This window comes from Arthrobacter woluwensis (genome assembly GCF_900105345.1).
Lineage (GTDB): Bacteria > Actinomycetota > Actinomycetes > Actinomycetales > Micrococcaceae > Arthrobacter_E > Arthrobacter_E woluwensis.
Window position 1 is genome coordinate 598,068 of record NZ_FNSN01000003.1, and the last position, 23,466, is coordinate 621,533.

A 23,466-nucleotide genomic window follows, 5' to 3' on the forward strand; every position below is an offset into this window, starting at 1 on the left:
GGAGGAATACAGCTGGCGGAAGGGGTCGCTCGCCCCGGTGGTCAGCCGTTCTGGCTCGTGGCGATGGCTCCCACGCGGTACGTCGTACCCATTTCGACGCTGTTGGGTACTTCTCGGCTGATCTGGGAATCGCAGTACACGACGTTCCAGTGGAGGTGCGGGCCGGACGCGATCCCGGTCTGACCCGAGTATCCCAAGAGCTGTCCCTGCTGGATCGGCGTCCCGGCACTGATCGTGGTGCTGTTCAGGTGGGAGTACTGCGTGCAGCGGTTGTCGCCATGGTCGATTCGGACCTGGATCTCACCGGTGCTGCCCCGGCCACTGAACACCACCAGGCCACTTGCGGAGGCGGTGATCGGTGCGCCCGTGCCTGTGCCGAAGTCGACAGCGTGCTTGTTGTACTCGGGCAGGATGCCGCGGGCGTGCTCGGCCGGACCCTGCAGGATCGAGTATGCCTTGCCCCGAGGGAACGGCAGCTTGTAGGGCCGCATTCCGGCGGTCGAGGCCGTCACCGTGGATGCCACCGAGGTGCGCGTCGCGGGGATGAACCCGGCCCGGGTGCCGGTGACCCGGACGGAGATTCGCGCTCCGACATGCGAACTGTTCAGGGCGAGGGTCGTGGAGGTCGCCCCGGCAATGGGTGCGCCGTTGCGCAGCCACTGATAGTTGAGCGAGACGGCGCCCGGCCCCCAGGTTCCTGCGAGTGCGGTGAGCGTCTGTCCGGCGGCCGGGTAGCCGCGGAAGACCGGGGTCGGTGCGGGACCCAGGAGGGAGCGCGTGGTGAGCGCATTCGACGTGCGGACCGCCGTGGCGTAGCCGCTCAGCGTGCCGGTGACCCGGAAGCTGATGGCCCGGCCGGCGTCGGCGTTCGTCAGCACGTAGGTGGTCGTGGTCGCCCCGGCGATCGGTGCGCCATTGCGCAGCCACTGGTACGCAAACGCCGGCTTGGGATTCCAGGCGCCGACGACGGCGGTGAGCCGGTTGCCGACGTCGAGCCCGCCGGAGATGGACGGATTGGGAGCGGCGGTGAACTGCTTGCCTGCGCGTACCGGAGCGCTCACGCTGGTGGCCGTGTTGTAGCCGGTGACGGTTCCCGTGACGACGGCCGTCAGGTCCGTTCCGGTGTCCGTGGCGGCGACTTTGTAGCTCGCGGCGGTGGCTCCGGCGATGGCCGCCCCGTTGCGGCGCCATTGGTAGGTGAACGTGGCCGGTTTCGGGTTCCATGCTCCGGGGTTCACGGTGACCGTGAGGCCGGGGGCGGGGACGCCCGTGATGACGGGCTGGACCGTGGTGATCGTGCCGCGCTGCAGGGCGGCCGTCGCGCCCGAGGTGCGAGTGGTCGTCGCGAAGCCGGGCCGGGAACCGGTGACGCGGACCGAGACGGTCTTGCCGAGCGCGGTGGCGGGCGGGGTCCACGTCGGTCCGGATGCCCCGGTGACAGCGGCGCCTGCGAGGAGCCACTGGTACTTGAAGGTGGCGGCCGGGTCCCACGTGCCGGGGACCGCGCGGAGCACCTGGCCGACGGCTGCTGTGCCGGCGATGCTGGGGTTCGGGGCGGTGGTGAACGGGTCCGTGCACGCGGGGGTGACGGGGTCGTTCGAGTTGGTGTTGATGTCCACGTCGGCGACGAAACCGTTGTCCGACGTCTTGTACCAGAGGTCGTCGAGGCCGCCGTTCGGGAGCCACGGGCTGTAGTAGCCGCTGACGGCCTGGCCGCGGGCATAGCACTTCAGGGTCAGGGTCTGCCCGGCGTTGTACCAGCCGAGTTGAGTGCCGTTGAGGGTGGCTTTGGCCATGCGCTGTGTCTTGATCGCCACCTTGCCGGTGGGGGTCGCCGCATCAGCGGGCGCAGGGGCCGCGACGAGGAGTCCCGTGCCGAGCAGAAGGGCGGCAAAAGCCGCGGCCAATCGATTCTTCATGGTCCCTGTTCCTGAATGGGCCGAATGGCCGGAGGTGAGAGTGAGTTCCCGCCTTCAGGATAGGGCTTCCGTGACGGGAGCGGGGTCCCTCGAGGTCCCCTATGTGGACAACCACCGGGTATCGAGTGACCCCGCCCCGCGTCAGCGCAGCGACAGTCTGGTCAGCGGACGGCGAGTTCGCCGAGCTCGGACCAGCCGTCGACCTTCACATTGACGATGTCCGGGGTCCGCGACAGGTACTGGGGAAGATCGGCCTGCGCCTGTTTGAAGTGAGCGGAGTTCACGTGGGCGGCGCCGGCGTCGTCGTCCTTGAACGCCTCGATCAGCACGTAGGTGCTGGGGTCGGTCAGGGAGCGCGACCATTCGTAGAACAGGCAGCCCTCTTCGGCGCGGGTGGCCTCGGTGAAGGCGCGGGAGATCTCGGGCCAGGCGTCGGCGTGCTCGGGCTTGACCGGGAACTGGGCGGTGATGAAGATCAAGGTTCTCTCCTTCAATGAGGTGATGCGGTCCTTCCAGCATGCCCGACGACGGCGGCGCGGGGCACGTGGATGGGAATCCGTGCGGTGTCGCCGCACTCAGTGAGGATAGGCGAGAGGTGTGATCAGTCGAAGTAAAGGTGCGTGTGGAGGCGGCAGCGTTCGTTGAAGAGGCTGCGGCAGGCGGGGCAGCTGTCGGTGGCGAGGTAGGCGTCGATGCTCAGCTCGGTCCGGCAGACCCCGCACAGGATCGCCTTCTCGCCGCGGCGTTCCCGGGGCCACTGGCGTGCGGGGTGGTCGGCGGTTTCCTCGTGGCAGAGGTGGCACGGGTAGTAGTCGCCGCAGCAGAAGAACTTGATCGCGATGATGTCCACGGGCGTGCGGTAGTGGATGCACCGGGTCTCGCCGTCGACCGTGGGGCCGAGGACGGGCGGGGACGGGGTGGACGTGTGGGGCATGGGGGAATTGTGGCACGGGGCGCGGAGTGGAGGCACGCAAGATCGGGCAAGCATGCAGAATAGGCTGGAAGCGAGGGGGATGTCATGGCTCGAGGAACAGGTCCGGGTTTGGACGCGATGCGATGGTCCGTGGACGAACAGGCGGAGATCAGGCGAGATATCTTCAGGTGGCTTCAGGGTCAGGAGATTGCCAATGGCGGGTACGAGTTTCGTAGAGATTTCCTGCGGTCGGCATATAGCTATCGTGGACATCAGATCGCGCTGATGGATCCCCAGACAGGTATTTGGAATCCTCGAGGGTTTGATACAACCCTATCTATTACCAATACGCTGAAGGGCCCCTACGATGACGAGACGAACGCGGAGTATTTGAGGTACTCCTACGAGAGGCGGTCTGGCCAGCCATTGGTCAGCGGCCGCAATCTTAAGCTCCGAGCAGCGGCGGAGCGTAATGACCCAGTCATTCTGTTTCAGGAAATCCATCCGGCGTTGTATGTGCCGCGATACCCGGTCTTTCTTGACCGAGATGATCCGGTCGAAGGCTACGTTGACGTCTTCTTGGATCGTGCGCTGAGTGACCCGGAGGACCCGCTTTACGACTCCGGTACGCCGAAAGCCTACGCCGAACGGGTCCGCAAAGTTCGCTTGCATCAGCAGGACTTCCGGCGTCGTGTGGTGTACGCCTATGAGTATCATTGCGCCATCTGTGAACTGGATATTCATGCCTTGATTGATGCTGCGCATATCACTCCGGACGCTCATGTCTCGAGCTCAACCGAAGTGTCCAATGGTTTGGCCTTGTGCAAGTTGCATCATGCCGCATTTGACGGCAACTTGCTGGGCATTGACCGTCATTATCGAGTTTCGGTGAGGCCCGATGTTCTCGCGCTAACGGGAACCTCGCTGGTGAAACACGGGATGCAGGACATGAATGGTCGTTCATTGTACGTTCCGAGCGCTAAGTCGCTCCGCCCGGATCGCGGTAGCTTGGACCGGCGTTTTCAGGAGTACCTCAAAGTTGCTGACCGCGAGAGAACACGTGGTGCCGCCAAAACCCGGTTTTGAGGGCACCACGTGTTCCTTCGCGGCACCCGACGGAACTACCCGTCGATCGAGCTCATGTCCCCGTAGCGCTCACCGACAACGGCGCCACGCGGGACGGCCTCTTCCAGCGCTTCCAGCTCCGCCGGGCTGAGTTCCAGCGACGCGGCGACCACGTTCTCTTCCAGGTACTTCACGCGGCGGGTGCCCGGGATCGGGACGATGTCCTCGCCCTGGGCCAGCAGCCACGCGAGGGCGAGCTGGCTCGGCGTGCAGCCCCGAGCCTCGGCCAGCTCCGTCACCCTTGCGGCCAGCTTCAGGTTGGCCTCCAGGGCCTCACCCTGGAAGCGCGGGAAGTAGGCAGATGCCCGGGCGTCGCCGTCGCCGGTCACCGACTCGGCCGTCATGGTGCCCGTCAGGATGCCGCGGCCCAGCGGCGAGTACGGCACCAGGCCGATCCCCAGCTCGCGCAGCGCGGGCAGGACTGAGTCCTCGACATCACGGGAGAACAGGGAGTACTCCGTCTCGACGGCGGTGATCGGGTGCACGGCGTGGGCGCGGCGGATCGTCGCGGCCGAGGCCTCCGACAGCCCCAGGTGCCGCACCTTGCCGGCGGCCACGAGCTCCGCCATGGCGCCAACGGTCTCCTCGATGGGGACGTTCGGGTCCACGCGGTGCTGGTAGTACAGGTCGATGTGGTCGACGCCGAGCCGCTGCAGGGAGGCGTCGCACGCGGAACGCACATACTCAGGCCGGCCGTTGATGCCCAGTCGTTCGCCGTTCGGTCCGCGCATGTTGCCGAACTTGGTAGCCAGCTGGACCTCGTCGCGGCGGCCGGCGATCGCCCGCCCGACCAGCTCTTCGTTCGTGAACGGCCCGTACATGTCCGCAGTGTCGAGGAAGGTCACGCCGAGGTCGAGCGCCCGGTGGATGGTGGCCAGGCCGGCGTCCGGGTCCGGCGTTCCGTAGAACTCGGACATGCCCATGCAGCCGAGGCCCAGGGCGGAGACGGTGAGGGAGGAATCAGTGCCGAGAGTTCGTGTGGAGATCGTCATGAGACCAGCAAACTCCTTCGAGCGCACTCTAAGTCAAGGGCTCCAAGTCGAGGGCTCGGGCGAAACGCTGGTCCAAATCTCGACTGAGCTCGCTGATTCAGGTTCGAACTCGCTGCACCGAGCAGCGAGATGAGCCGCAGGGTAGCGAGGTCAGCGTGCGGCGAGGGGCTCCGCTTCCTGCTCCGCCCCGCTCCGGGCCGGGCATGCGAACGCCTCCGCCGTCGTCGCGCGGTAGATGTCGATCTTGGTGTCTATCGCGGCGAGGTTCTCCTCGACTTGGCGCAGCTGTGCTATCACGTGCTCGCGGTGCTCCAGCAGGAGGCTCAGCCGCGCGGGAACGGAGGCGTCGCCGTCGCGCACCAACCGTGCGTACCGTCGGATGTCGGCGATCGGCATACCGGTGGCCCGTAGCCGGGCGATCATGATGATGCCGTTCACGTCCTGCTCGGTATAGGCCCGACGGCCCGACGACGCGCGGCCGACCTCGCGCGGCAGGAGCCCGTCGCGCTCGTAGTACCGGAGTGTGTGCTGGCTGAGGCCGGTCCGCTCGGCGACCTCCGCGATGGTGAAGCTCATACCTCCAGTGTGCACCCGCCCGCGCCGGGGGAGACGCACGAAGGAACAGCTGGTGCCCCGAAACCGGGAGTTTCGGGGCACCAGCTGTTCTCTCGCGCCGGGGGCCGGGGAGGGGGTGTGTTTTAAACGCCCGACGGCGGGCTCCCCGTGTGTGGGGTGCCCGCCGTGGGTGTGGGTCCAGGTTTCCCCACCAGGGTGGGGTGGGCCGCTTAGTGGGAAGCGGTTTCCTGTTCCTGGGCGTTCTTGGCGGCGTTCTTGCCGGCGGTGCGCAGTGCTTCGGCGACCTTGTTCAGGGCCGGGACGTGCTGGGACTGCCATTCGTTCTTGAACTTGTCCGCGTCCGGGCCCATCCACTGGACGCCGTTGAGTGCGCTGGTGAGCTGGTTGCGCTGCTCGTCGATGGTCTGTGCGCCGGCTTCGAGCTTCTTACCCAGTGCCCGAAGCTGCTGGACGTCTGCACCCCAAACTGCCATTGTCTTACTCCTTTGTTGTGATGGATCCGAACTGTGCCGGGTTCCCATGTCAGTGGTATTCCGTTGTGGGCTCCCGGCTCACCTCCCTGGCGGGAGGTGGTTCGTTTCCGTGAACCTCTGAGAACAAACTATCCAATGATTGGACGAGCCGTCGATGGGGAGTGCTCCCCATTAACCTCTCCCCATGCCGAAAACCCCGGAATTCCGGGGTTATCGGACCGGATCCCGCGTTGTCACGGGTCGACAACAGCCCGCCGTGACGGCGGCGCTGCCCACTCGCCTTGACGGCGGCGCTGCCCGGCCGCCCGGCGTCGTGCGTTCGGTGTTCCGGACCACCGGGCGGGGCCGCCCCGCGTCACAATCCCGCGAATAAGCCGGCGGTCCCGTGGCGCCCGGCGCGCCCCGCGAGGAGGGTCGTCAGCGCCCCAGTGTGCTGACCTGCCAGGACACCCGGCCGAAACACCCCGGACATCGTGAGGTGACTGCTGGAAATCCGCCCGACACATCCCGGTGGGAAGCTCTGTTTCCTCAGCGTCACCGCGGTCTTTGGAGGGGTCATGCCGGCATCATCATCGGATCTGTTCGCCAGCTATTCGGGGGCCTTGGCCACGTCGAAAGCCTTCGACGAAATGTTCATCGCGGCCGGCGGGGGTGCGGAGACCGTCGGCCTCACGGCGCGCGGCTCGTATCGCCAGCTGACCCGGGTGCTCGCCGGACTCACCCCGGACGACATCGCCGCCCGCGCCGAGGCGATGGCCCGGACCTTCCTGGACCGTGGCGTCACCTTCGACTTCGCCGGCGAGGAGCGGCCCTTCCCCCTGGACATCGTCCCGCGCGTCATCGACGCCGAGGAATGGCAGGGCCTGGAACGGGGCGTGGCGCAGCGGGTCCGGGCCCTGGAAGCGTTCCTGAACGACGTCTACGGCGCACAGGATGCCGTGCGCGACGGCGTCCTGCCGCGCAAGCTGATCACGTCCAGCAAGCACTTCCACCGGCAGGTCCACGGCTTCCGTCCGGCGGGCGGCGTCCGGGTGCACGTGTCCGGCATCGACATCGTCCGCGACGGTGAGGGCACGCTGCGGGTGCTCGAGGACAATGTGCGCGTCCCCTCGGGCGTCAGCTACGTCCTGGAGAACCGGCGGGCCATGGCGAAGGCGCTGCCGGAGGTGTTCAGCCAGCAGTCCATCCGCCCGGTGGAGGAGTACCCGCGCCGCCTGCTCTCGGCTCTGCGGAAGACCGCCCCGGAAGGCGTCGACGACCCGACGGTCGTGGTCCTGACCCCGGGCATCTTCAACTCCGCGTACTTCGAGCACACCCTCCTGGCGGGGCTGATGGGCGTCGAACTCGTGGAGGGCCGGGACCTCACCTGCCGCGGCAACCAGGTCTTCATGCGGACCACCTCGGGGGAGCAGCGCGTGGACGTGATCTACAAGCGCCTCGACGACGAGTTCCTGGATCCCCTGCAGTTCCGGGCCGATTCCATGCTGGGCTGCCCCGGCCTGGTCAACGCGGCGCGGGCGGGCGGGGTGACGATCGCGAACGCCGTCGGCAACGGCGTGGCCGATGACAAGCTCATCTACTCCTACGTCCCGGACCTCATCCGGTACTACCTGGGCGAGGAGCCGTTCCTGGCCAATGTGGACACCTTCCGGCTTGAGGAGGACGCGGCCCGCGAGGAGGTCCTGGACCGGCTGCCGGAACTCGTCGTCAAGCCCGTGGACGGTTCGGGCGGCAAGGGCCTCGTGATCGGCCCCGACGCCAGCCGGGAGGAACTCGACACCCTCCGTCGGCAGCTCATCGAGGACCCGCGCGGCTGGATCGCCCAGCCCGTGCTTCAGCTCAGTACCGTCCCCACCCTGCACCGCGAGCGGTTCAGCCCCCGCCATGTGGACCTGCGGCCTTTCGCGGTCAACGACGGCGAGGACGTCTGGGTGCTGCCGGGCGGCCTCACGCGGGTGGCGCTCAAGGAGGGCAGCCTCGTGGTCAACTCCAGCCAGGGCGGCGGGTCCAAGGACACCTGGGTCCTGGGGGAGGAGACGGGTGCGGCGGACCCCGGGCCGTCACGGCGGCGGTTCGGCCACAGTGCACGCACCAGCGTGTGGCCAGTGGAGACCAGCTGGCGCGACTCACAGGCGGGGCAGCAGCAATGAGCGCCGCGCGCCGTCGTCGTCAATCCCCTTCCGCGCCGCACGTCAGGAGGACATCATGCTGAGCCGGATCGCCGAATCGCTGTTCTGGATCGGGCGCTATGTGGAACGTGCGGATGGCACCGCGCGGATCCTGGACGTCCACCTGGAACGCCTCAACCATCTGCCGCCGGAGCAGCAGCAACAGGTGGCCCGGGACCTGCTGCAGGTCATGGGGTCGCCCCTGGACCGTCAGGACATCACCTTGCCGGAGCTGCTGCGGGTCCTCGCCTACGACCGGTCGAGCCCGACGTCGATCGCCGGGGCCCTCGGAGCCGCGCGGGAGAATGCCCGCCGGGCCCGGGAGACCGTCTCCACGAGCCTCTGGGAATGCCTCAACACGACGTATTTCGGGCTCAGCCGGCACCGCGAGGACGTCGCCGGGACGTACCGGTTCTGCCAATGGGTGATCGAGCGGGCGGCCACCACGAGCGGCCTGACGGACAGCACCATGAGCCACGACGACAGCTGGCTGTTCATGGTCCTGGGCCGGTCGCTGGAGCGCGCCGACATGACCGCCCGGATGCTCGCCACGTGCGACGCCAACCCGGCGGGTGTGTCCTGGGTGAACATGCTGCGCTGTGCCGGGGCGTACGAGTCGTTCCTGCGCACGCGCCGCGCCGCATTCGATGACCGCAACGCCGCCGAATTCCTGCTCATGGACCGGCAGTTCCCGCGCTCGATCGTCTACTCGCTCAAGAACGCGGACGAGGCCCTGGCACTGCTGGAGCCCACCGATCAGCGGTCCGGGGCGTTCAACGACGCCCGGAGGATCGTGGGGCAGGCCCGGACGTTCCTGGAGTTCCACCGCAGTGAGAATCTCATGGACGAGCTGCCGGAACACATGGAGCGCATCCAGCGTTCCGTCGCGCGGGCCTCGGAGGAGATCGCCCGCAGGTACTACAGCGCCCGCGAGGAGCAGGCATGGGTGGGAGAACTGTCATGACACGTCTGAAGATCGTGCACCGCACCGGGTACCACTACAACAAGCCGGTGCTGGTCAGCTACAACGAGGCGCGGATGACGCCGCCCACGGAACCCGGACAGACGGTGCTCGGCTCCCGCGTCACCGTCGAGCGGCCCGGCGCCACCCAATCCCGGTACGCCGACTACTGGGGCACACAGGTGACCACCTTCGAGGTCCACGAACCCCATGAGTGGCTCGAGGTGGTGGCCAGTGCCACGGTGGACGTGAACCGCGAACAGGCACCAGCGTCCGACGGCGAGCCGCTGGGCTGGGCCGAGCTGTCCAGCCGCGGCGTGCAGGACGAGTTCAGCGACCATCTGCCGCAGACGGACCTGTCGGCGCCGGGGGACGAGGCGACGGAACTGGTGGCGGCGCTCGCCGGACGGCCGACGCCGAAGGCCGCCGCGGAGGAGGTGTTCTCCCGGTTGCGGGGCGAGATGACGTACATGCCCGGCAGCACCGGGGTGCACACCGATGCGGCGCAGGCATGGGCCCAGCGGCAGGGGGTCTGCCAGGACCTCGCGCACCTGGCCATCGGCTGCCTGAGGAGTCTCGGGATCCCCGCCCGGTACGTCTCGGGCTACCTGCACCCGCGGGCCGAGGCCGACCCGGGGCAGACCGTCGCGGGCCAGTCTCATGCGTGGCTCGAATGGTGGGACGGCGCCTGGCACAGCTGGGATCCGACCAATCACAAGGCCGCCGGGGACTTCCACGTGGTGGTGGCGCGCGGCCGGGACTACCGCGACGTGGCGCCGCTCAAGGGCATCCTGTCCGGTGGCGGGGGTTCGCGGCTGGAGGTCTCGGTGGATATGACCTGGCTGACCTGGGACTCGGTGCGGGCGTAGGGGGCGGGCGGGGCCTCCCGCCGTCGTCGCGCGTCCGCCGCGAGGGAGCAGATGGTGCCCTCTCCGCGCTGATTTCGGGGCACGACGTGTTCCCTCGCGGCGACCCGTCAGTGGGAGGCCTGCTCCTGCTCGTTGGCGTTGCGGGCGGCGGCGGTGCCGGCGACGCTCAGGGCGTGCGCCGCGTTCGACAGCGCCGGGGCGTGCGTGGAGTCCCATTCGGAGCGGAACTTCTCCGCGTCGGGGCCCATCCACTGCGTGCTGTTCAGGCTGGAGGACAGGCTGGTGCGCTGGTCGTTCAGCACGTCCGCGCCCTTCTGCATTTTCTTGCCCAGGGTCCTGAGCTGCTCGACATTCGCGCCCCAAACGGCCATGACCTTCTCCTTGCTGTTCTGCCCGGGGGCTGTCGCGGCCGGGGATCCTGCGATCACGGTACGCAGCCCCGGCCCCGGAGTCGATGGGCAGCGCTCCCCATGCCGGCCAGTTCGCCTCCCGACTCCGCGAAGGAACAGCTGATGCCCTTTTGGCGGGGTTTTAGTGGCACCAGCTGTTCTCTCGCGGGGGAGGGGGTGTGTTTTAAACGCCCGACGGCGGGCTCCCCGTGTGTGGGGTGCCCGCCGTGGGTGTGGGTCCAGGTTTCCCCACCAGGGTGGGGTGGGCCGCTTAGTGGGAAGCGGTTTCCTGTTCCTGGGCGTTCTTGGCGGCGTTCTTGCCGGCGGTGCGCAGTGCTTCGGCGACCTTGTTCAGGGCCGGGACGTGCTGGGACTGCCATTCGTTCTTGAACTTGTCCGCGTCCGGGCCCATCCACTGGACGCCGTTGAGTGCGCTGGTGAGCTGGTTGCGCTGCTCGTCGATGGTCTGTGCGCCTGCTTCGAGCTTCTTACCCAGTGCCCGAAGCTGCTGGACGTCTGCACCCCAAACTGCCATTGTCTTACTCCTTGCTCGTGGTGAACCCGGCCTGCCCGGTTTCTGTTGACTCAAAGCTATCCGGACCGCGCACCAACAGTCGATGGGGAGGGGTACCCATGGAGCGCTCCCCATGACCGGAGTCGTTATAGCACGGCTGGGCTATAAGGCGGGGCGCGACCCGGCCCGGACGTGATGCGGGGTCAGTTGATGCCGCATGATCAGCGATCACGCGGCATCAACTGACCCCGCATTCCAGGTCGCTAGTCCGCCAGCGCCTGCTCGAAGTCGCGGATCAGGTCGTCCACATCCTCCAGCCCGACCGACAGGCGCACCACACCGTCACCCAGCCCGATCGAGGCCCGGCCTTCCGGGCCCATGGCGCGGTGCGTCGTCGTCGCGGGGTGTGTGATGAGGCTCTTGGAGTCGCCCAGGTTGTTCGAGATGTCCACGATCTTCAGGCCGTTGAGCAGCGTGAACGCGGCATCCTTGGCCGTCCCGCCAGGCAGTGGCGCGAGCTCGAACGTCAGCACGGTGCCGCCGGCGCTCATCTGCTGCTGCGCCAGCTCGAACTGCGGGTGCGAGGGCAGCAGCGGGTACTTCACCCAGTTCACGCCGGGCTGCCGCTCGAGCCATTCGGCCAGCGTCAGGGCGGAGGCGGACGAGTGCCGCACGCGCATGTCCAGCGTCTCCAGACCCTTCGTGAGGACCCAGGCGTTGAAGCTCGACAGCGACGGCCCCGTGTGCCGCATGAGATTCTTCACGGGCCCGTCGATGAACTCCTTGGTCCCGAGGATCGCGCCGCCCATGACACGCCCCTGGCCGTCGATGTGCTTGGTCCCGGAGTACACGACGACGTCGGCCCCCAGATCCGTGCACCGCTGCAGCATGGGGGTGGCGAAGACGTTGTCGGCCACCACGGTGGCGCCCGCGGCGTGCGCGAGCTCGCTGACCGCGGCGATGTCGACGATCTCCTGCATCGGGTTCGACGGCGATTCGAAGAACACCGCCTGCGTCGGCACGGCCAGGGCCTGACGCCACTGCTCCAGATCGGGCCCGTCGACGAACACCGTCTCCACACCCCAGCGCGGCAGGATCTCGTTCAGGATCACGAAGCAGGACCCGAACAGCGACCGTGCCGCGACCACGCGGTCCCCGGCTGCGAGCAGCGCGCCGAGAGCGGTGAACACCGCGGACATGCCGGACGCCGTCGCGAAGCACGCCTCGGTGCCTTCGAGCAGCCGCAGCCGCTCCTGGAAGGTGGCGACGGTCGGATTGCCGTACCGGGAGTAGACGAAGCGCTCGTCCTCACCCGTGAAGGCTCGTTCGGCGGCTTCGGCCGAGTCGTAGACGAAGCCCGAGTTCAGGAACAACGCCTCGGAGGTCTCGTAGAAGCCCGTGCGGTCCAAGCCGCCTCGCACCGCCTGGGTGGCCGGCGACCAGGATGCGGCCTCAGGATTGAACGCCATGCCTCACGCTCCGATGGTGGTCGGCAGGCCGCTGTTCTTCCAGCCGTTCACGGTGCGCTCCCCGTACCGGTCCGGGACGCCCTCGAAGCCCTCCAGGACGTTGTACGCGGACCAGCCCGCCGCTGTCGCGGCTTCCGCAGCCGCGATCGACCGCTGCCCGGAACGGCACAGGAACACGAGGTCCGCGGTGCCCGCCTCCGGCGCCTGCTCGGCGAGTTCCGTGAGGAACCCCTGGTTCGGCACGCCGCCGGCCAGGTTCCACTGGATGAACAGGGGGTCGCCGGACGGGGCCTTCGGGCGGCCGATGTGCGCCCACTCCGCCTCGGTGCGCACGTCCACGAGGATGGCGCCGTCCTTGAGCTTGTCCCAGGCCTGCTGCGGCGTCAGGTCACCCGCGTAGCTCACAGGGCACCGCCGTAGGGGGCGAAGCCGGTGGCGGGGACGGCGTACGGATCGACCACGGGGGCCGGCGGTGCGGGCGGCGCGTACGGCAGGACGACGGCCTGAGCCGCGATCACCGTCTCCCCGTTGAAGGTCACGGACGGGCTGCCGTACAGGATGTACCCGTCGGCCAGGGCGGCGGAGACCCGCTCGCAGAACTCGCGGGTGTCCGGGCCGGTCAGGAGGCGGTAGGGCAGGCGGGCTGGCGCTTCGGCCGTCACGTCCTGGGGCGCGACGCCGGGCGCAGCCACAGCGGCCTGCTCGGCGGCGGGGGCGGTCGCCGTCGTCGTGGCGGCCTTCGCGGGGGAGGCCTTGGCGGCTGCCGGCTTGGCGGCCGTGGCCTTGGTGGTGCGCGGAGCCCGGGTGGCGGGCTTGGCCGCGGTGCTCCGGGGCGTCGTGGCCTTGGCGGCGCCGGTGGTTCCGGCGGGGGCGGACGTGGGTTCTTTGCGGGCAGGCAAGTGGGGCTCCTTCGCGCTTGCAGTTGACACATGCCGAGTAGTCACCTGAGGCACCCCGCCGCGTCTGGAGGGTTGCCGACCGGTCAGTCAGGGCTTGTCACCGGTGCTCGTTACTCTGCAAAAAATCTAGCACCAGGCCCCGGGGAGAAGTATGACGGGAGCCTTCATCTTGTGTCATGAAACCGGGCCGGCCGTGCTGACGGAATCACCCCCGGAAACGTGGTTCACCCCCGTAAATTTCAGGGGGTGAACCACGTTTCCGTGGGTGAACCACGCGAGAAGCGCAGGGTTCACTCCTCCGGCTCGTGGGTCGCGGCACCGGTGGCCACGGAATCGACCACCAGATCCCGCGTCGCCGGACCCTGGAGCACGGTGCCGTCCGGGGCGAACCGGGACCCGTGCAAGGGGCAGTCCCAGCTGCGTTCGGCGTCGTTCCAGCGCACGATCCCGCCGCGGTGCGTGCAGACCGCGGAGAGCCGGCACGTGCGTCCATCCACCGTGGAAACCGCCTCCGGCCTGCCGCCGTCGTGCGCCACCACGCCGTGGCCTTCCCGGGGCACCACCTCGTGGGCGTCCGGCGGCGAGAGGAACCGGGAGCTGACCCAGTCCTTGGCCCAGTCGACGGCGACCGCGGCGTTCTGCGCGAGCCCGGACCGCAGCCCCGGGCTGGTGGCCGGCCGGTCCCGCAGCGCCTCGGCCCACGGCATCCGACCGCCCAGGATCTCGGCACTGAGGGCCAGCCCGGCCGCCATGCCGGTGCTCATGCCCCACTTGTCGTACCCGGTGGCCACGAAGATCCGGCCTCCGCCGAACGGCATCGGTCCGATGTAGGGCAGGCGGTCCGCCGAACGGTAGTCCTGGCCGGACCAGGTGTGGGTGACCTCGGCTCCGTCGAAGTGGTGCCGGCCCCAGTCGAGCATCTCGTCGAGACGGGCCTGGGGCGAAGGCTCCTTGCCCGTCGCATGGCCGTTGCCTCCGATCAGGAGGAGTTCGCCGTCGTCGCCCGGGGCGCTGCGGAGCGACCGCGCAGGCGTCTCGACGGAGAGGTACATGCCCTGTGGGACGGGCGTGCCCGGGGGCAGCCGGAGCGCCGCGGCGTAGGACTGCGAGGGGTGGAGACGGGCGAAATAGCCGCCGCGGTCCAGGAACGGGATGCCGGTGGCGAGCACGGCCTGATCGGCCAGGAGTCTGCCGCGGGAGGTGCGGAGGATGAGACCGTCCTCCTCCTCGAGGTCGTGGACGCGCGTCCCCTCCAGGAGCAGCCCGCCGTGGGCGAGGAAGTCCCGGGTCATGGCGTCCAGCACGTCCATCGGGTCGAACTGCGCCTGGTTGTCGAGGCGGAGGACGGCCGTGATCGGGAACGGCAGTTCCGTGGCCGCAGCCTCCGCCACGTCCAGCCCGGCCTCCCGCGCGGCCTGGAGCTCCGCGCTCAGCTGGCGCGCGCCGTCGTCGGTCACGGAGAAGACGTAAGCGTCACGCCGCTGGAAGGGGACGCCCTGTTCCTCGAGGAAGCGGAGGAGCCAGGCCTGGCCCTCCCGGCTGCCCTCGACGTACGCCTCGACCAGGCTCAGCGGGTGGCGGTCCCGCAGCGCGGACAGCCGGGTGCCTTGCAGGAGGCTCAGCTTCGCGGTGGTGTTGCCGGTGGTGCCGGAGCCGACGGCGCGGGCCTCCACGATCGCGACGCGCTGGCCGCCACGGGCCAGGAGCAGTCCGGTCGCCAGCCCGCTCAGTCCCGCGCCGACGACCACGGTGTCGTAGCGGGCCTCCGGGACGAACTCCCCGGCTCCTTCGATCGGTGGCCGGTCCAGCCAGAGTGACGTCATGGTGTTCCCCTTCCTCGATCGGATGGAACCACCGTCACCGGGTGCTGCGCCGTGCTCCCGACGGCGGCGGCGGGGCATCGCCCCTCTCTTCCACGCTAGGCCGGGGCCGGGGAATGCAACACCCCCCTCGACGGGCGGCGATGTCAGCGAGGTGATGGGATCACCCACGGATTCGTGGTTCACCCCCGGAAATTTCAGGGGGTGAACCACGAATCCGTGGGTGAAGGCGCGTCAGGCGTCCCGGTCCGCGACAGCCCGGGCGAACGCGAGCACCGTGGCCGAGAAGTCCAGGACGTCCGAGGCCCGCCGCTGCCCGTGCCCGGAGTCCGCCTCCTCACGCAGCCACGCCTGGCCGCCGCGGTCCCGGTAGAGCCGGACGAACTCGCGGGCCGCCTCGTTGTCGACGCGTTCGTCCCGCCCCATGACGCAGCACAGCAGGGCCGGGGCCTCGTCCAGGCGTCCGGTCCGGCGGAGCACGTGGAGGGGCGACGCCGCGGCGCGCTCCTCCGGCGGCCATTCCCCGTCCGCCCCGAACTCGTGGCGCCACTGCCCTCCCAGCCCGTGCCGGTCCAGGTCCACGATGTCCAGCAGCGGGGCCACGGCGATCACACCTCCGAAGGCGGATGGATCCCGGAGCGCGGCGGCCGTCACGACGAAGCCCCCATGCGACGCCCCCACCGCGACCGTCCGCCGCGGGGTGGTCCAGCCTTCCGCGGCGAGGAAACGCGCGACGTCGAGCAGGTCCCGGACCGTCCGCGTCTTGCCGGAGCCCCGGCCGGCCTCGTGCCACGCGGGTCCCAGCTCGCCGCCCCCGCGCAGCTGGGCGGCGACGTGGACGCCACCGGCCTCCAGCCACGCGGGCACACTGGGTTCGGCCTCGGGGTGATGGCGGACCCCGAAGCCGCCGTAGCAGCTCAGCAGGAGTGGCGCCGGACTCCGGGGCAGGCCGTCCGGTCCGAGCGCGTCCGCCCGGACGGAGGCGATGAGGGGGATCGAAGTCCCGTCATCCGCCGTGGCCAGGAGCCGCCGATGGACGATGTCCTCCGGGGCGCCGGTGAGGCGTGGCCGGGCGCGCGCCGCACCCGGCGGCCCGATGGGTGCCTGGAGCGGCGCGGTGAGGGGCGGTCCGCCGGGCTGGTGCGGAAGCGGAAGACAGACGACGGCGGACGGTCGTTCGGGGGACGCGGTGCGGATCCACAGCGTCCCGTCCGGAGGGTCCCCGGCCGCGGTCCGGCTCACGGACAGCTCCTGGAGCCGCTCGGCCGGACCCAGCCGCACCAGCTCGGATCCCTCAAGGTCCACGGTCGTGACGCCATCGCGTTCCACCGCGCGGAGGGTTCCCGTGGCCGTGGCGAGCCGGGCCAGCTCGCGCTCGGAACCCGGCTGCTCAGAACCCGGCTGCTTAGAACCCGGCTGCTCTATGTCGGGACGCTCTGCGGCCCGCATCGACCTCGGCGTCGGCGTCGACGCCGGCTCCGCCCCCGGTCTCGACGGAACGGGCGGCGGCGCCGCAGACCCCGGGCCGCCGGCCGCGCCCGTGACGTCCAGCGGAACCCAGGCGCCGCCGTCGTGCGTCCACTGCTGCTCGGGGCGCCCGGGCGCCCGGGATCTCAGGCTGAGCGCCTCGCCGTCGGCGCCGAGGGTGAGGCGACGCCCCGGGAGGTCGCCGGCCAGGCCGTCGGGGAACGGCACGACGGAAGGCGTCGCGGACGGTGAGGTTCCCTCTTCGGCGTCGCGCAGGAGCCAGGCCACGAGCCGCTGCGCGCCGGGACTGCCGTCCAGGACCCACAGCCGTTCCCCGCCGTGGGTCCACACGGGGACGGCGTGCCAGGAGCGGGCGCCGAGGAGCGGCCGGGCGGGACGGTCCGGGGCGAGGAGCCAGACCCGTGCAAGCTCCTCGCCCACGCCGCTGAGAAGAGCGGCCACGTGTGACCCGTCCGGGGCGAGGGCGAATCCCCGCACCAGCAGTCCGTCCGGAGTGGGCAACGGCGTGCCCGGAGACGTCGCCGGGGGCGGTCCGGAGCGCAGGTCCCACGCGTTCCGGAGCGAGGTCGTGGAGGCGACGTGCAGCGCGGGCTGGGGGTCGTCGCGGCCGCGCCAGAGGAACACCGCCACGTCCCCGGACAGCTGGGGGATCCCCTGCCGCGGACTGGCGTCCCAGCGCCGCAGGAGCCGTCGGAAGCGCTCCTGACCTGGGCCGGAACCCGGGATGCCGTTCACCGGCCCACCGTGTCCCCGGGTGCGTCGGCCGAGGCCGAGAGCCACGCCAAGTGACCGCCGTCGCGGAGCGGGCCGTCCATCCGAACCGTGCGCCACGCCGTTCCCGGGGCGGCGGTGTCCACCAGGTGCAGCTCGCCGTGACCGCCCCGGGTGACGGCCACGAGCTCCGAGGAGGGGGAGGCGGCGATGGCCCGCCGGTCGGCGTCGTCCCAGGGCTCGTGCCCGGGACGCGGGGCGTGGTCCATGGCGGGCAGCTCCCAGCGGCCCCGGACCGGGAGGCCGTCCGGGCTGTCCGGCCCGCCCAGGTCGAGGACGGTCAGCCGGTCCCCGTCCGGGTGCACCGACGCGACGGCGACCCCCGTCGCCGTCAGCGCGAAACGGAAGATCAGGCCGTCGTCGAGCGGCGCCGTCCGGGTGCGGCCGGAGCCCAGGTCGTGGACCCACAGGTGGTTGGCCCAGGAGGTCCACTCGCGGGGATTCCCGCCTCCGTCCCGCAGCACGGCCACCAGGAGGCGCCGCTCCGGGTCGAACCGCAGGAAGTATGCGCGACCGGGCGCGATCCACGGCAGAACCCCGAGCGGACGCGGCTCCGGCCCGTCGACGTCCACCCGTTCGAGGCCTCGCCCGGTCGCCACGTACAGCGTCCCGGTGACGGGGTCGTAGGCGTCGCCGTGACCGTCGGCCGGGAAGCCGTCCAGGATCTCACCGCGCAGCGGAGGGCAGTGGACCCCCTGCTCCAGCACGGCGTGGAACGGCAGGGATTCGATCGCCCCGGGTTCGCGGTGCCGGAGCACGACGCGCGGCTCCCCGGGGACGCCGGTCACCACGACTCCCGGCTCCCCGGGCCGGGTGCGGATGCGGCGGGAGCGGGGGCCGCCGTCGGCGTCGCGGTCGATCACGGTGAGCAGATCGCTCCACGGTTCCCAGGAGGCGCCGAGGCCGGTGGTGACGGCGAGGTATCTGCCCGTGGGGTCGCAGGCGAGGTGTTCTCCCGGAATCGCGACCGGGATCCGCTCAACCCCGTCGTCCGACGGGGCGCCCCGGCGGAACGGGTCGACCACGACGACCGCCCCGCCGCCGTCGTCCACGAAGGCGCAGCGTCCGCCGCCCAGACCCAGCACGCCGGCGTGCTCGGCCAGCACCACATGGTCCAGCCGGGCGACCTCGGCGCCGGTGGCCGGGTCGAGGAAGTGGACGGCGCCGGCGTGCTGGTCGGCGACGAGAAGAAGCTCTGAAGACATGGCGGTTCTTTCTGATTTTGAGAATGATTCTCATTAACGATAGCCTGTCGATGTTGCCGCACGGCAGCGATCACCCACACCGAAAGGAGACCAGCCATGGAGAACACCAAGGTCCTGGTTGATGTTGAAGAGACCGAACAGCTCGCGCACCTCTCCGCGACGCACTCGAACGCTCTGGTCGAGAACCCGTTCGACTGAGCTTCGGCTGAGCACTGACCGGGGGCGGGCGGCCGGCAGCCCGCCCCCGGGAGCACGGCCCGCCGGACCCGTCACTTACCACGCGCGAAGAGGGACCATGCCCACGATCCATACCGTCGACGCCTTCGAAGTCCAGGGGCGGACCACCGTGCGCACCGAGGACGGGACCTTCCTGCGCCTGGCGGAGCAGCGCGACGGGGCCGACGCTCTCGGGCCGGCCCTCGAAGCGCGCGTCCGCGGCGAGCTGGAGGACCGCCGTCGCGCCCGCACGGCCCCCGTGGCCGGCCGCACGGACGTCGGAATCCTGGCCGCCGAGGCCTTCACCCGCATGCTGGAGGCCGAGCTTCCGGGCTCCGCGCTCCGGCTCCGCACCGTCACTCCCGACGCACTGACCCTCCCCGGCCACCTGCCGGGCCTCCTGCTGCACGTCGCGGAGACGCCCGGCGAGCGGGGCCTGGCCGACCGGCTCCCCGCGGCGGGGACCGGCGTGCTGCGCTGCTACCGCGAGGGCGGCCTCCTGTTCATCGACCCCTTGCGGCTGCACGACGGCGACCCCGACTCCCGCCAGGTCTTGCGCCGCAGACTCGCGGCGTCGTCCGCCCCTGCCGAGCTGGAGACCTGGCTCGGCCGCCAGCAGCCCGGGGACCTCCTCGACGGTCTGCCGACGGCGGCCGTCACCCTCTTCTTCGCGCGGCTCCTGACCGTGCTGACCGACTGGCAGCACCACACGCCCGCCCTCGACGAGCACCGCCGCACCCTCTGGCGCCTGGACACCACCACTCTTCTCGCCACGGGGCATCTCGTCCTCGCCTATCCCGAACCGGCGCCCCATCCGGGGAGGCGGCGGTGACGGAAGCCTCTCCTCGCACGGTGAGTGTCACGCTTGCCGACGGCTGCCGCCTGCTCGCCGACCACTACCCGTGGTCTGGCCCCGACACGACAGGGCGGAGCCGCGGAACCGTCCTCCTCCGCACCCCCTACGGCCGCGCCCGGCACCGCGCCCAGGCCGCCTCCTGGAACCGCGCCGGATTCGACGTGGTGGTGCAGGACGTCCGGGGCCGGTACGGCTCCGAGGGCGAGTGGCGCCCCTACCGTTCCGAGGGCGACGACGGCGCCGCGACCGTCCGGTGCCTGGCGTCACAGGGCATGCTGCGCGGCCGGGTTCTGCTCGCCGGCGCGTCCTACGACGCCCATTGTGCGCTGGAGGCCGCCCGGACGCTCGAGCTGGGGGACCCCGGCGAAGCCGTTCCGGGAAGGTCCGAACCCGCCGTCGCCGTCGTGGCGATGGTGCCCGCGCTCGGCCTGTTCGAGACCGCGCATGATCCCCAGGGGCGCCCGCGGCTGCGGGACCGGATCGGCTGGTGGCATCAGCACGGTTTCGCCCGGGAATCCGGTCCGCCGCTCCCGGACGACGAGCTGGACCGGCTCTGCGACCAGGCCCGGCGGCACGGGGTGCTGAGTGTCGTCGAGGACGGTGTCCACGGTCCGGGCGCCACTGCGGCCTGGCGGCGGCTCTGGGTGGCGAGTCCCCTCGATCTCACGGCCCGCTACGGGTCGCTCCGGACGCCTCTCCTGGTGATCGGCGGGAGCCGGGACTTCTTCGCCGCGGAGACGCTCCGCCTCGCCGGCGCCTGGGGGCAAGGCAGGACGGAGCTGCTCTGGGGGCCGTGGGGTCACCGGCTCGCAGCGGATCTGGAACCGCGCCGGCAAGCCGCGCTGCGGGCGGCGGGCGGCCTGCTCCATCGGATCAGGTCCTGGTCGGAGGCCCCGCCGGACCACGCCCGCACCTGGGCGTTCGATTCCCGGGACCCCGGCTCCCCGGACCCCACCGGGCCCGCCTGGAGGCCCGTCGCCCGTGACGAGCTCCCGGCCACACCGTCCTCATCGCCGCTTCACCCACCACAGCAGAGAGCCCGAACCCCATGAACCTCGCCGCCCCTCCCGCCAGCCCGTTGCCGTTGCAGGCCCTGGTCGACGAACAGACCGGGATCATCCGCAGGGTCCGTCCCGTGCTCACGCCCGAGCACGCCCCTCCGGCCTACACCTCCATGACCGCCGAGGTCTCCGACGCCCGCTGGCTCGGCGACTGGCCCGCCGACCGCGTCTCGCTCGGCACGACCTTCGGGGACGAGCGCCAGGCCTGGATCGCGGCCGTCGCGGAAGGCATGGAACGGTATTGCGGCAACTTCATCCCGGCCGATCTCGACGACGGCGACCACCTCGTCGCGACCGCGGCCGAACTCCGCGCGCAGGGCCTCCGCCACGCGCCCTTGGACACGCTGCCCCGCTTCGCGCCCTGGCAGGAGGCGCGGACCGGGTTCCCGTACCGCAACCTCGAGGACGACGTCCGCACCCTGTGGGTCCGCTGCACGACGACGGAGCCCGGTGGCGCCCCGCAACCCGCGCCGCCCAGCGCCGCTGGACCATCCACCGCGGCGGAGGGCGCCGCGCCGTCCGCTTCCGCCGACTGCTGGCTGCCCGCGAGTCTCGTGTACCTGAACTGGCGGCAGCGCCGGTTCCGTGAACTGCCGCGCGTGCACCACCTCAATTACGCAGGGATCGCGACCGGCCAGGGATTCCAGGACGCCGCCGACCGGGCGGTGCTCGAAGTCATCGAGCGGGACGCCTTGGAACTGTGGTGGCACCTCGGCGGCCCCGTTCGGGGCATCCGGCCCGAGTCGGTCCCCGGCCTCGTCGAAGACATGGCCGGCTGCCGGCTGGAGTACTGGGTGGTGGAGATGCCCAGCGAGTTCGCGCCGTGCGTCGCCGCCCTGGTGCACGACCCGGACACCGGCCTTTACGCGGCCGGGTTCGCCTGCCGCACCGACCCCGCGGAGGCCGCCCGGAAAGCGGTCCTCGAAGCGGTCCACACTTGGATTTACACGCAGGGCTGCCAGGACGCCGACGGCTGGGTCTTCCAGGCGGTGGAGGCCGGCCTCATGGCGCGCGGCCTCTATCTGGACCATCGCGAGGACCGCGCCTACCTGGACGACGCCGGTGAGCACTTCTCTGCGGTCCGGGACCTCGGCGCCCACGTGCAGCTGTGGCTGGATCCCCGGGTGCACCACCTCGCCTCCCGGTTCATGGCGCCCGAGCTCGGCCTCGTGGACATCGACACCCTGGACGGCGTCGCCCTGCCGGAGGTGCACGCGCGCCTGCGGGAGGCCGGGCACCCGGTCCACCTCCGGGACCTGACCACCGCGGACGTCGCGCAGACCGGCCTGCGGGTGGTGCGCGCCGTCGTCGGGGGACTGGTGCCGAATGCTCCGGCGGCGTTCGCCTATCTGGGCTGCCCGCGCTTCGCTCAGGTGGCGCTGGACCGCGGCTGGCGGGACGCGGCCCCGCACCGGCCCGAAGACTTCACCCTCGTCCCGCCGCCCCACATGTGACATGACGACCTCTCACGCCGACCCTCTGCTCCGGGCGTTCTCCTCGGAGATCCCCGGACCTCCCGAACCTCCGGGGCCGCGGGTGAACCAGTGGCCGGGACGGATCCAGCAGGTCCTCCCCGGGGAGGAACGCGTGCCCGTGCTGTCCCTGATCCGCACCGTGTTCTGGGGGCCCGAGCTGCACCCCGACCCGGCGACGGGACGCCCGGGCACGATCCGCCGTCGCGCCGTGCCGTCCGCGGGAGCGTGCTATCCGGTCCAGGTCCACCTGGTGTGCGGCGCCGGGTGCGACGTCCCTCCCGGACGCTACGCCTTCGACGCCGAGCAGGGGATCCTGCTGCGCCGCAGCGGTCCTCCGGGTGGGGCTGTCGGCCGGGGCGCCGTCGTCGTGTTCACCGTGCTGCCGCAGCGGACCGCCGCCCGGTACCACCACCGCGCCCTGCCGCTCCTGCTCTCCGACACGGCCTATGCGGTGGCCGCGCTGGCGCATCACGCGGCGTGGCACGGGGTGACGGCGGCGCAGGTGCGGTCCGACCCGGGGACGCTGGCCGCTCTGGCGGATCTTCCCGGGTACGGCGAGTGGAAGGAACGGTGGCCCGCGACCGGGCCGGAGCTCGCGCTCGCCGCCGTGTCCCTGGAGGGTTTCCTGCCCGGTGTCGCGACCCCGTCGGCCGGCCCGGGGCCGCTCCCCGTTCCCGAGCGCAGGCCGCGCCTGCTGCCGGAAGTCGTCGCCTGGGCCGTCGCGCATCGACCCGCCCCCGCGGTGCTGCCGTACCAGGGCTTGCCGGGAGCGGGTCCCGCGGCGCTGCGGGCCCGCCGGAGCGCGGCCCTGGACGCTGTATCGCCCGACGGCGGCGGCGCGGCGGCGGAGGCCGCCGTCTCCGCGGTGCGGGACCTCCTGACCACGGCGCGGCGGACGCTGCCCGGTCCGCAGCCCGCGGGATGCCGGATCGCCCTCCTGAACAGGACCGATGACATCGGCCGTGCCGCCTTGCAGGATCCAGACCTCGCGGAGCGGGCTGCCGGTCAGCGCTGGCTGTCCACCCTGGACGGCCTCGTCCTCTTCGAGGCCAAGGGTGTTCCGGACGCCCGTGACGTGTGGTGGGCGGCGGAGCTGGCCGCTCACGTCCTGTACTCCTCGCTGGCGGACGGCCCCGATGGCGCGAGCCCGCGGCTCGACTTCCGCCCGGTGAGCGGATGGACCGGCGGCGTCCCGGGCCGTCCGACCCTCCACGGCCTCGGGTACAGAGGACGGGGCTTTCGAACACAGGGCGCCGGACCCCAGGGCACCGGACGATGAGCCCCCGACAGCACTGCCACCCCCGGAA

The 23,466-nt window shown here is 70.8% G+C and carries 23 protein-coding genes and 1 riboswitch; of the genes, 9 read left to right on the forward strand and 14 right to left on the reverse strand.

The genetic code is table 11. The features are described from left to right. Positions 1-41 precede the first annotated feature (41 nt). The 3 genes from BLV63_RS03360 to BLV63_RS03370 form a co-directional block, all read right to left on the reverse strand. Positions 42-1,919 (reverse strand): peptidoglycan DD-metalloendopeptidase family protein, encoded by a 1,878-nt coding sequence (locus BLV63_RS03360; RefSeq protein ID WP_139244633.1) that lies wholly within the window; start codon positions 1,917-1,919, stop codon positions 42-44. Positions 1,920-2,080: 161 nt separating this feature from the next. Continuing rightward, a complete protein-coding gene (locus tag BLV63_RS03365; RefSeq protein ID WP_066214056.1) occupies positions 2,081-2,398 on the reverse strand; it encodes a putative quinol monooxygenase in 318 nt (105 codons plus the stop codon). A 122-nt stretch (positions 2,399-2,520) separates the two neighbouring features. Then, on the reverse strand, positions 2,521-2,853 hold the full coding sequence (locus BLV63_RS03370; RefSeq protein WP_066214059.1) for a CHY zinc finger protein: 333 nt from the start codon (positions 2,851-2,853) through the stop codon (positions 2,521-2,523). 129 nt (positions 2,854-2,982) lie between these two features. On the opposite strand from BLV63_RS03370, the gene BLV63_RS03375 reads away from it, so the two are divergent. Continuing rightward, on the forward strand, positions 2,983-3,918 hold the full coding sequence (locus BLV63_RS03375; protein ID WP_169795515.1) for an HNH endonuclease: 936 nt from the start codon (positions 2,983-2,985) through the stop codon (positions 3,916-3,918). A 35-nt stretch (positions 3,919-3,953) separates the two neighbouring features. Here the strand turns inward: BLV63_RS03375 and BLV63_RS03380 are convergent, their stop codons facing one another. The 3 genes from BLV63_RS03380 to BLV63_RS03390 all read right to left on the reverse strand — a co-directional run bounded on the left by BLV63_RS03380 (position 3,954) and on the right by BLV63_RS03390 (position 5,998). Next, entirely contained in the window at positions 3,954-4,943 is a 990-nt protein-coding gene (locus BLV63_RS03380; RefSeq protein ID WP_217640462.1) for an aldo/keto reductase, read from the reverse strand. A 156-nt stretch (positions 4,944-5,099) separates the two neighbouring features. Next, positions 5,100-5,525: a MerR family transcriptional regulator gene (locus BLV63_RS03385; RefSeq protein WP_066214067.1), complete on the reverse strand. Its 426-nt coding sequence runs from the start codon at positions 5,523-5,525 to the stop codon at positions 5,100-5,102. 209 nt (positions 5,526-5,734) lie between these two features. After that, positions 5,735-5,998 carry a WXG100 family type VII secretion target gene (locus BLV63_RS03390; protein ID WP_066216089.1) on the reverse strand — a complete coding sequence of 88 codons (264 nt, stop codon included), beginning with the start codon at positions 5,996-5,998 and terminating at the stop codon, positions 5,735-5,737. A gap of 557 nt (positions 5,999-6,555) precedes the next feature. On the opposite strand from BLV63_RS03390, the gene BLV63_RS03395 reads away from it, so the two are divergent. The 3 genes from BLV63_RS03395 to BLV63_RS03405 are packed head-to-tail and all read left to right on the forward strand — an operon-like array spanning position 6,556 to position 9,996. Further along, entirely contained in the window at positions 6,556-8,148 is a 1,593-nt protein-coding gene (locus BLV63_RS03395) for a circularly permuted type 2 ATP-grasp protein (RefSeq protein ID WP_066217501.1), read from the forward strand. Positions 8,149-8,203: 55 nt separating this feature from the next. Further along, a complete protein-coding gene (locus BLV63_RS03400; RefSeq protein WP_066217503.1) occupies positions 8,204-9,130 on the forward strand; it encodes an alpha-E domain-containing protein in 927 nt (308 codons plus the stop codon). Further along, a complete protein-coding gene (locus BLV63_RS03405; RefSeq protein ID WP_066217505.1) occupies positions 9,127-9,996 on the forward strand; it encodes a transglutaminase family protein in 870 nt (289 codons plus the stop codon). Before BLV63_RS03400 ends, BLV63_RS03405 begins: the two co-directional genes overlap by 4 nt. Positions 9,997-10,103: 107 nt before the next feature. On the opposite strand, the gene BLV63_RS03410 is transcribed toward BLV63_RS03405, so the two are convergent. From BLV63_RS03410 to BLV63_RS03445, 8 genes are all read right to left on the reverse strand, one after another. Then, the gene (locus BLV63_RS03410; protein ID WP_066217507.1) at positions 10,104-10,367 is read right to left on the reverse strand and encodes a hypothetical protein; all 264 of its coding nucleotides are present in this window, start codon (positions 10,365-10,367) and stop codon (positions 10,104-10,106) included. Positions 10,368-10,656: 289 nt separating this feature from the next. Beyond that, complete coding sequence (locus tag BLV63_RS03415; protein WP_066216089.1) at positions 10,657-10,920, reverse strand: WXG100 family type VII secretion target; 264 nt, start codon at positions 10,918-10,920, stop codon at positions 10,657-10,659. Positions 10,921-11,162: 242 nt separating this feature from the next. Further along, complete coding sequence (locus BLV63_RS03420; RefSeq protein ID WP_066216091.1) at positions 11,163-12,368, reverse strand: O-succinylhomoserine sulfhydrylase; 1,206 nt, start codon at positions 12,366-12,368, stop codon at positions 11,163-11,165. A 3-nt stretch (positions 12,369-12,371) separates the two neighbouring features. Continuing rightward, the gene (locus BLV63_RS03425) at positions 12,372-12,773 is read right to left on the reverse strand and encodes a rhodanese-like domain-containing protein (RefSeq protein ID WP_066216093.1); all 402 of its coding nucleotides are present in this window, start codon (positions 12,771-12,773) and stop codon (positions 12,372-12,374) included. After that, positions 12,770-13,267: a DUF1737 domain-containing protein gene (locus BLV63_RS19200; RefSeq protein WP_373277867.1), complete on the reverse strand. Its 498-nt coding sequence runs from the start codon at positions 13,265-13,267 to the stop codon at positions 12,770-12,772. Before BLV63_RS19200 ends, BLV63_RS03425 begins: the two co-directional genes overlap by 4 nt. Before the next feature lie 8 nt (positions 13,268-13,275). Continuing rightward, positions 13,276-13,382: riboswitch (SAM riboswitch) on the reverse strand. Positions 13,383-13,557: 175 nt separating this feature from the next. Next, a complete protein-coding gene (locus BLV63_RS03435) occupies positions 13,558-15,090 on the reverse strand; it encodes an FAD-dependent oxidoreductase (RefSeq protein WP_066216094.1) in 1,533 nt (510 codons plus the stop codon). A gap of 231 nt (positions 15,091-15,321) precedes the next feature. Then, positions 15,322-17,310 carry a prolyl oligopeptidase family serine peptidase gene (locus tag BLV63_RS03440; RefSeq protein ID WP_139244634.1) on the reverse strand — a complete coding sequence of 663 codons (1,989 nt, stop codon included), beginning with the start codon at positions 17,308-17,310 and terminating at the stop codon, positions 15,322-15,324. Then, entirely contained in the window at positions 17,307-18,551 is a 1,245-nt protein-coding gene (locus BLV63_RS03445; protein WP_066216104.1) for a YncE family protein, read from the reverse strand. The genes BLV63_RS03440 and BLV63_RS03445 overlap by 4 nt, the downstream gene beginning before the upstream one ends. A gap of 96 nt (positions 18,552-18,647) precedes the next feature. Here BLV63_RS03445 and amiA point away from each other — a divergent pair, with 96 nt between their 5' ends. The 5 genes from amiA to BLV63_RS03465 all read left to right on the forward strand — a co-directional run bounded on the left by amiA (position 18,648) and on the right by BLV63_RS03465 (position 23,438). Further along, positions 18,648-18,749 carry a streptamidine family RiPP gene (gene amiA, locus BLV63_RS18895; protein ID WP_243874664.1) on the forward strand — a complete coding sequence of 34 codons (102 nt, stop codon included), beginning with the start codon at positions 18,648-18,650 and terminating at the stop codon, positions 18,747-18,749. Between the two features lie 97 nt (positions 18,750-18,846). Then, entirely contained in the window at positions 18,847-19,599 is a 753-nt protein-coding gene (locus BLV63_RS18600) for a hypothetical protein (protein ID WP_066216105.1), read from the forward strand. A 20-nt stretch (positions 19,600-19,619) separates the two neighbouring features. Further along, positions 19,620-20,675, forward strand: coding sequence for a CocE/NonD family hydrolase (locus tag BLV63_RS03455; protein WP_169795533.1), 1,056 nt, complete (start codon positions 19,620-19,622; stop codon positions 20,673-20,675). Next, entirely contained in the window at positions 20,672-22,138 is a 1,467-nt protein-coding gene (locus BLV63_RS03460) for a YcaO-like family protein (protein ID WP_066216109.1), read from the forward strand. The genes BLV63_RS03455 and BLV63_RS03460 overlap by 4 nt, the downstream gene beginning before the upstream one ends. A 1-nt stretch (position 22,139) precedes the next feature. Further along, entirely contained in the window at positions 22,140-23,438 is a 1,299-nt protein-coding gene (locus BLV63_RS03465; RefSeq protein ID WP_066216111.1) for a nitroreductase family protein, read from the forward strand. The last annotated feature ends 28 nt before the right edge of the window (positions 23,439-23,466 follow it).

Coding starts and splice junctions, on each gene's coding strand:
- BLV63_RS03400 (WP_066217503.1), top strand. CDS start 8,204: ATGCTGAGCCGGATCGCCGAATCGCTGTTCTGGATCGGGCGCTATGTG.
- BLV63_RS03410 (WP_066217507.1), bottom strand. CDS start 10,367: ATGGCCGTTTGGGGCGCGAATGTCGAGCAGCTCAGGACCCTGGGCAAG.
- BLV63_RS18600 (WP_066216105.1), top strand. CDS start 18,847: ATGCCCACGATCCATACCGTCGACGCCTTCGAAGTCCAGGGGCGGACC.
- BLV63_RS03390 (WP_066216089.1), bottom strand. CDS start 5,998: ATGGCAGTTTGGGGTGCAGACGTCCAGCAGCTTCGGGCACTGGGTAAG.
- amiA (WP_243874664.1), top strand. CDS start 18,648: ATGGAGAACACCAAGGTCCTGGTTGATGTTGAAGAGACCGAACAGCTC.
- BLV63_RS03395 (WP_066217501.1), top strand. CDS start 6,556: ATGCCGGCATCATCATCGGATCTGTTCGCCAGCTATTCGGGGGCCTTG.
- BLV63_RS03460 (WP_066216109.1), top strand. CDS start 20,672: ATGAACCTCGCCGCCCCTCCCGCCAGCCCGTTGCCGTTGCAGGCCCTG.
- BLV63_RS03420 (WP_066216091.1), bottom strand. CDS start 12,368: ATGGCGTTCAATCCTGAGGCCGCATCCTGGTCGCCGGCCACCCAGGCG.
- BLV63_RS03370 (WP_066214059.1), bottom strand. CDS start 2,853: ATGCCCCACACGTCCACCCCGTCCCCGCCCGTCCTCGGCCCCACGGTC.
- BLV63_RS03465 (WP_066216111.1), top strand. CDS start 22,140: ATGACGACCTCTCACGCCGACCCTCTGCTCCGGGCGTTCTCCTCGGAG.
- BLV63_RS03435 (WP_066216094.1), bottom strand. CDS start 15,090: ATGACGTCACTCTGGCTGGACCGGCCACCGATCGAAGGAGCCGGGGAG.
- BLV63_RS03415 (WP_066216089.1), bottom strand. CDS start 10,920: ATGGCAGTTTGGGGTGCAGACGTCCAGCAGCTTCGGGCACTGGGTAAG.
- BLV63_RS03445 (WP_066216104.1), bottom strand. CDS start 18,551: ATGTCTTCAGAGCTTCTTCTCGTCGCCGACCAGCACGCCGGCGCCGTC.
- BLV63_RS03405 (WP_066217505.1), top strand. CDS start 9,127: ATGACACGTCTGAAGATCGTGCACCGCACCGGGTACCACTACAACAAG.
- BLV63_RS03385 (WP_066214067.1), bottom strand. CDS start 5,525: ATGAGCTTCACCATCGCGGAGGTCGCCGAGCGGACCGGCCTCAGCCAG.
- BLV63_RS03360 (WP_139244633.1), bottom strand. CDS start 1,919: ATGAAGAATCGATTGGCCGCGGCTTTTGCCGCCCTTCTGCTCGGCACG.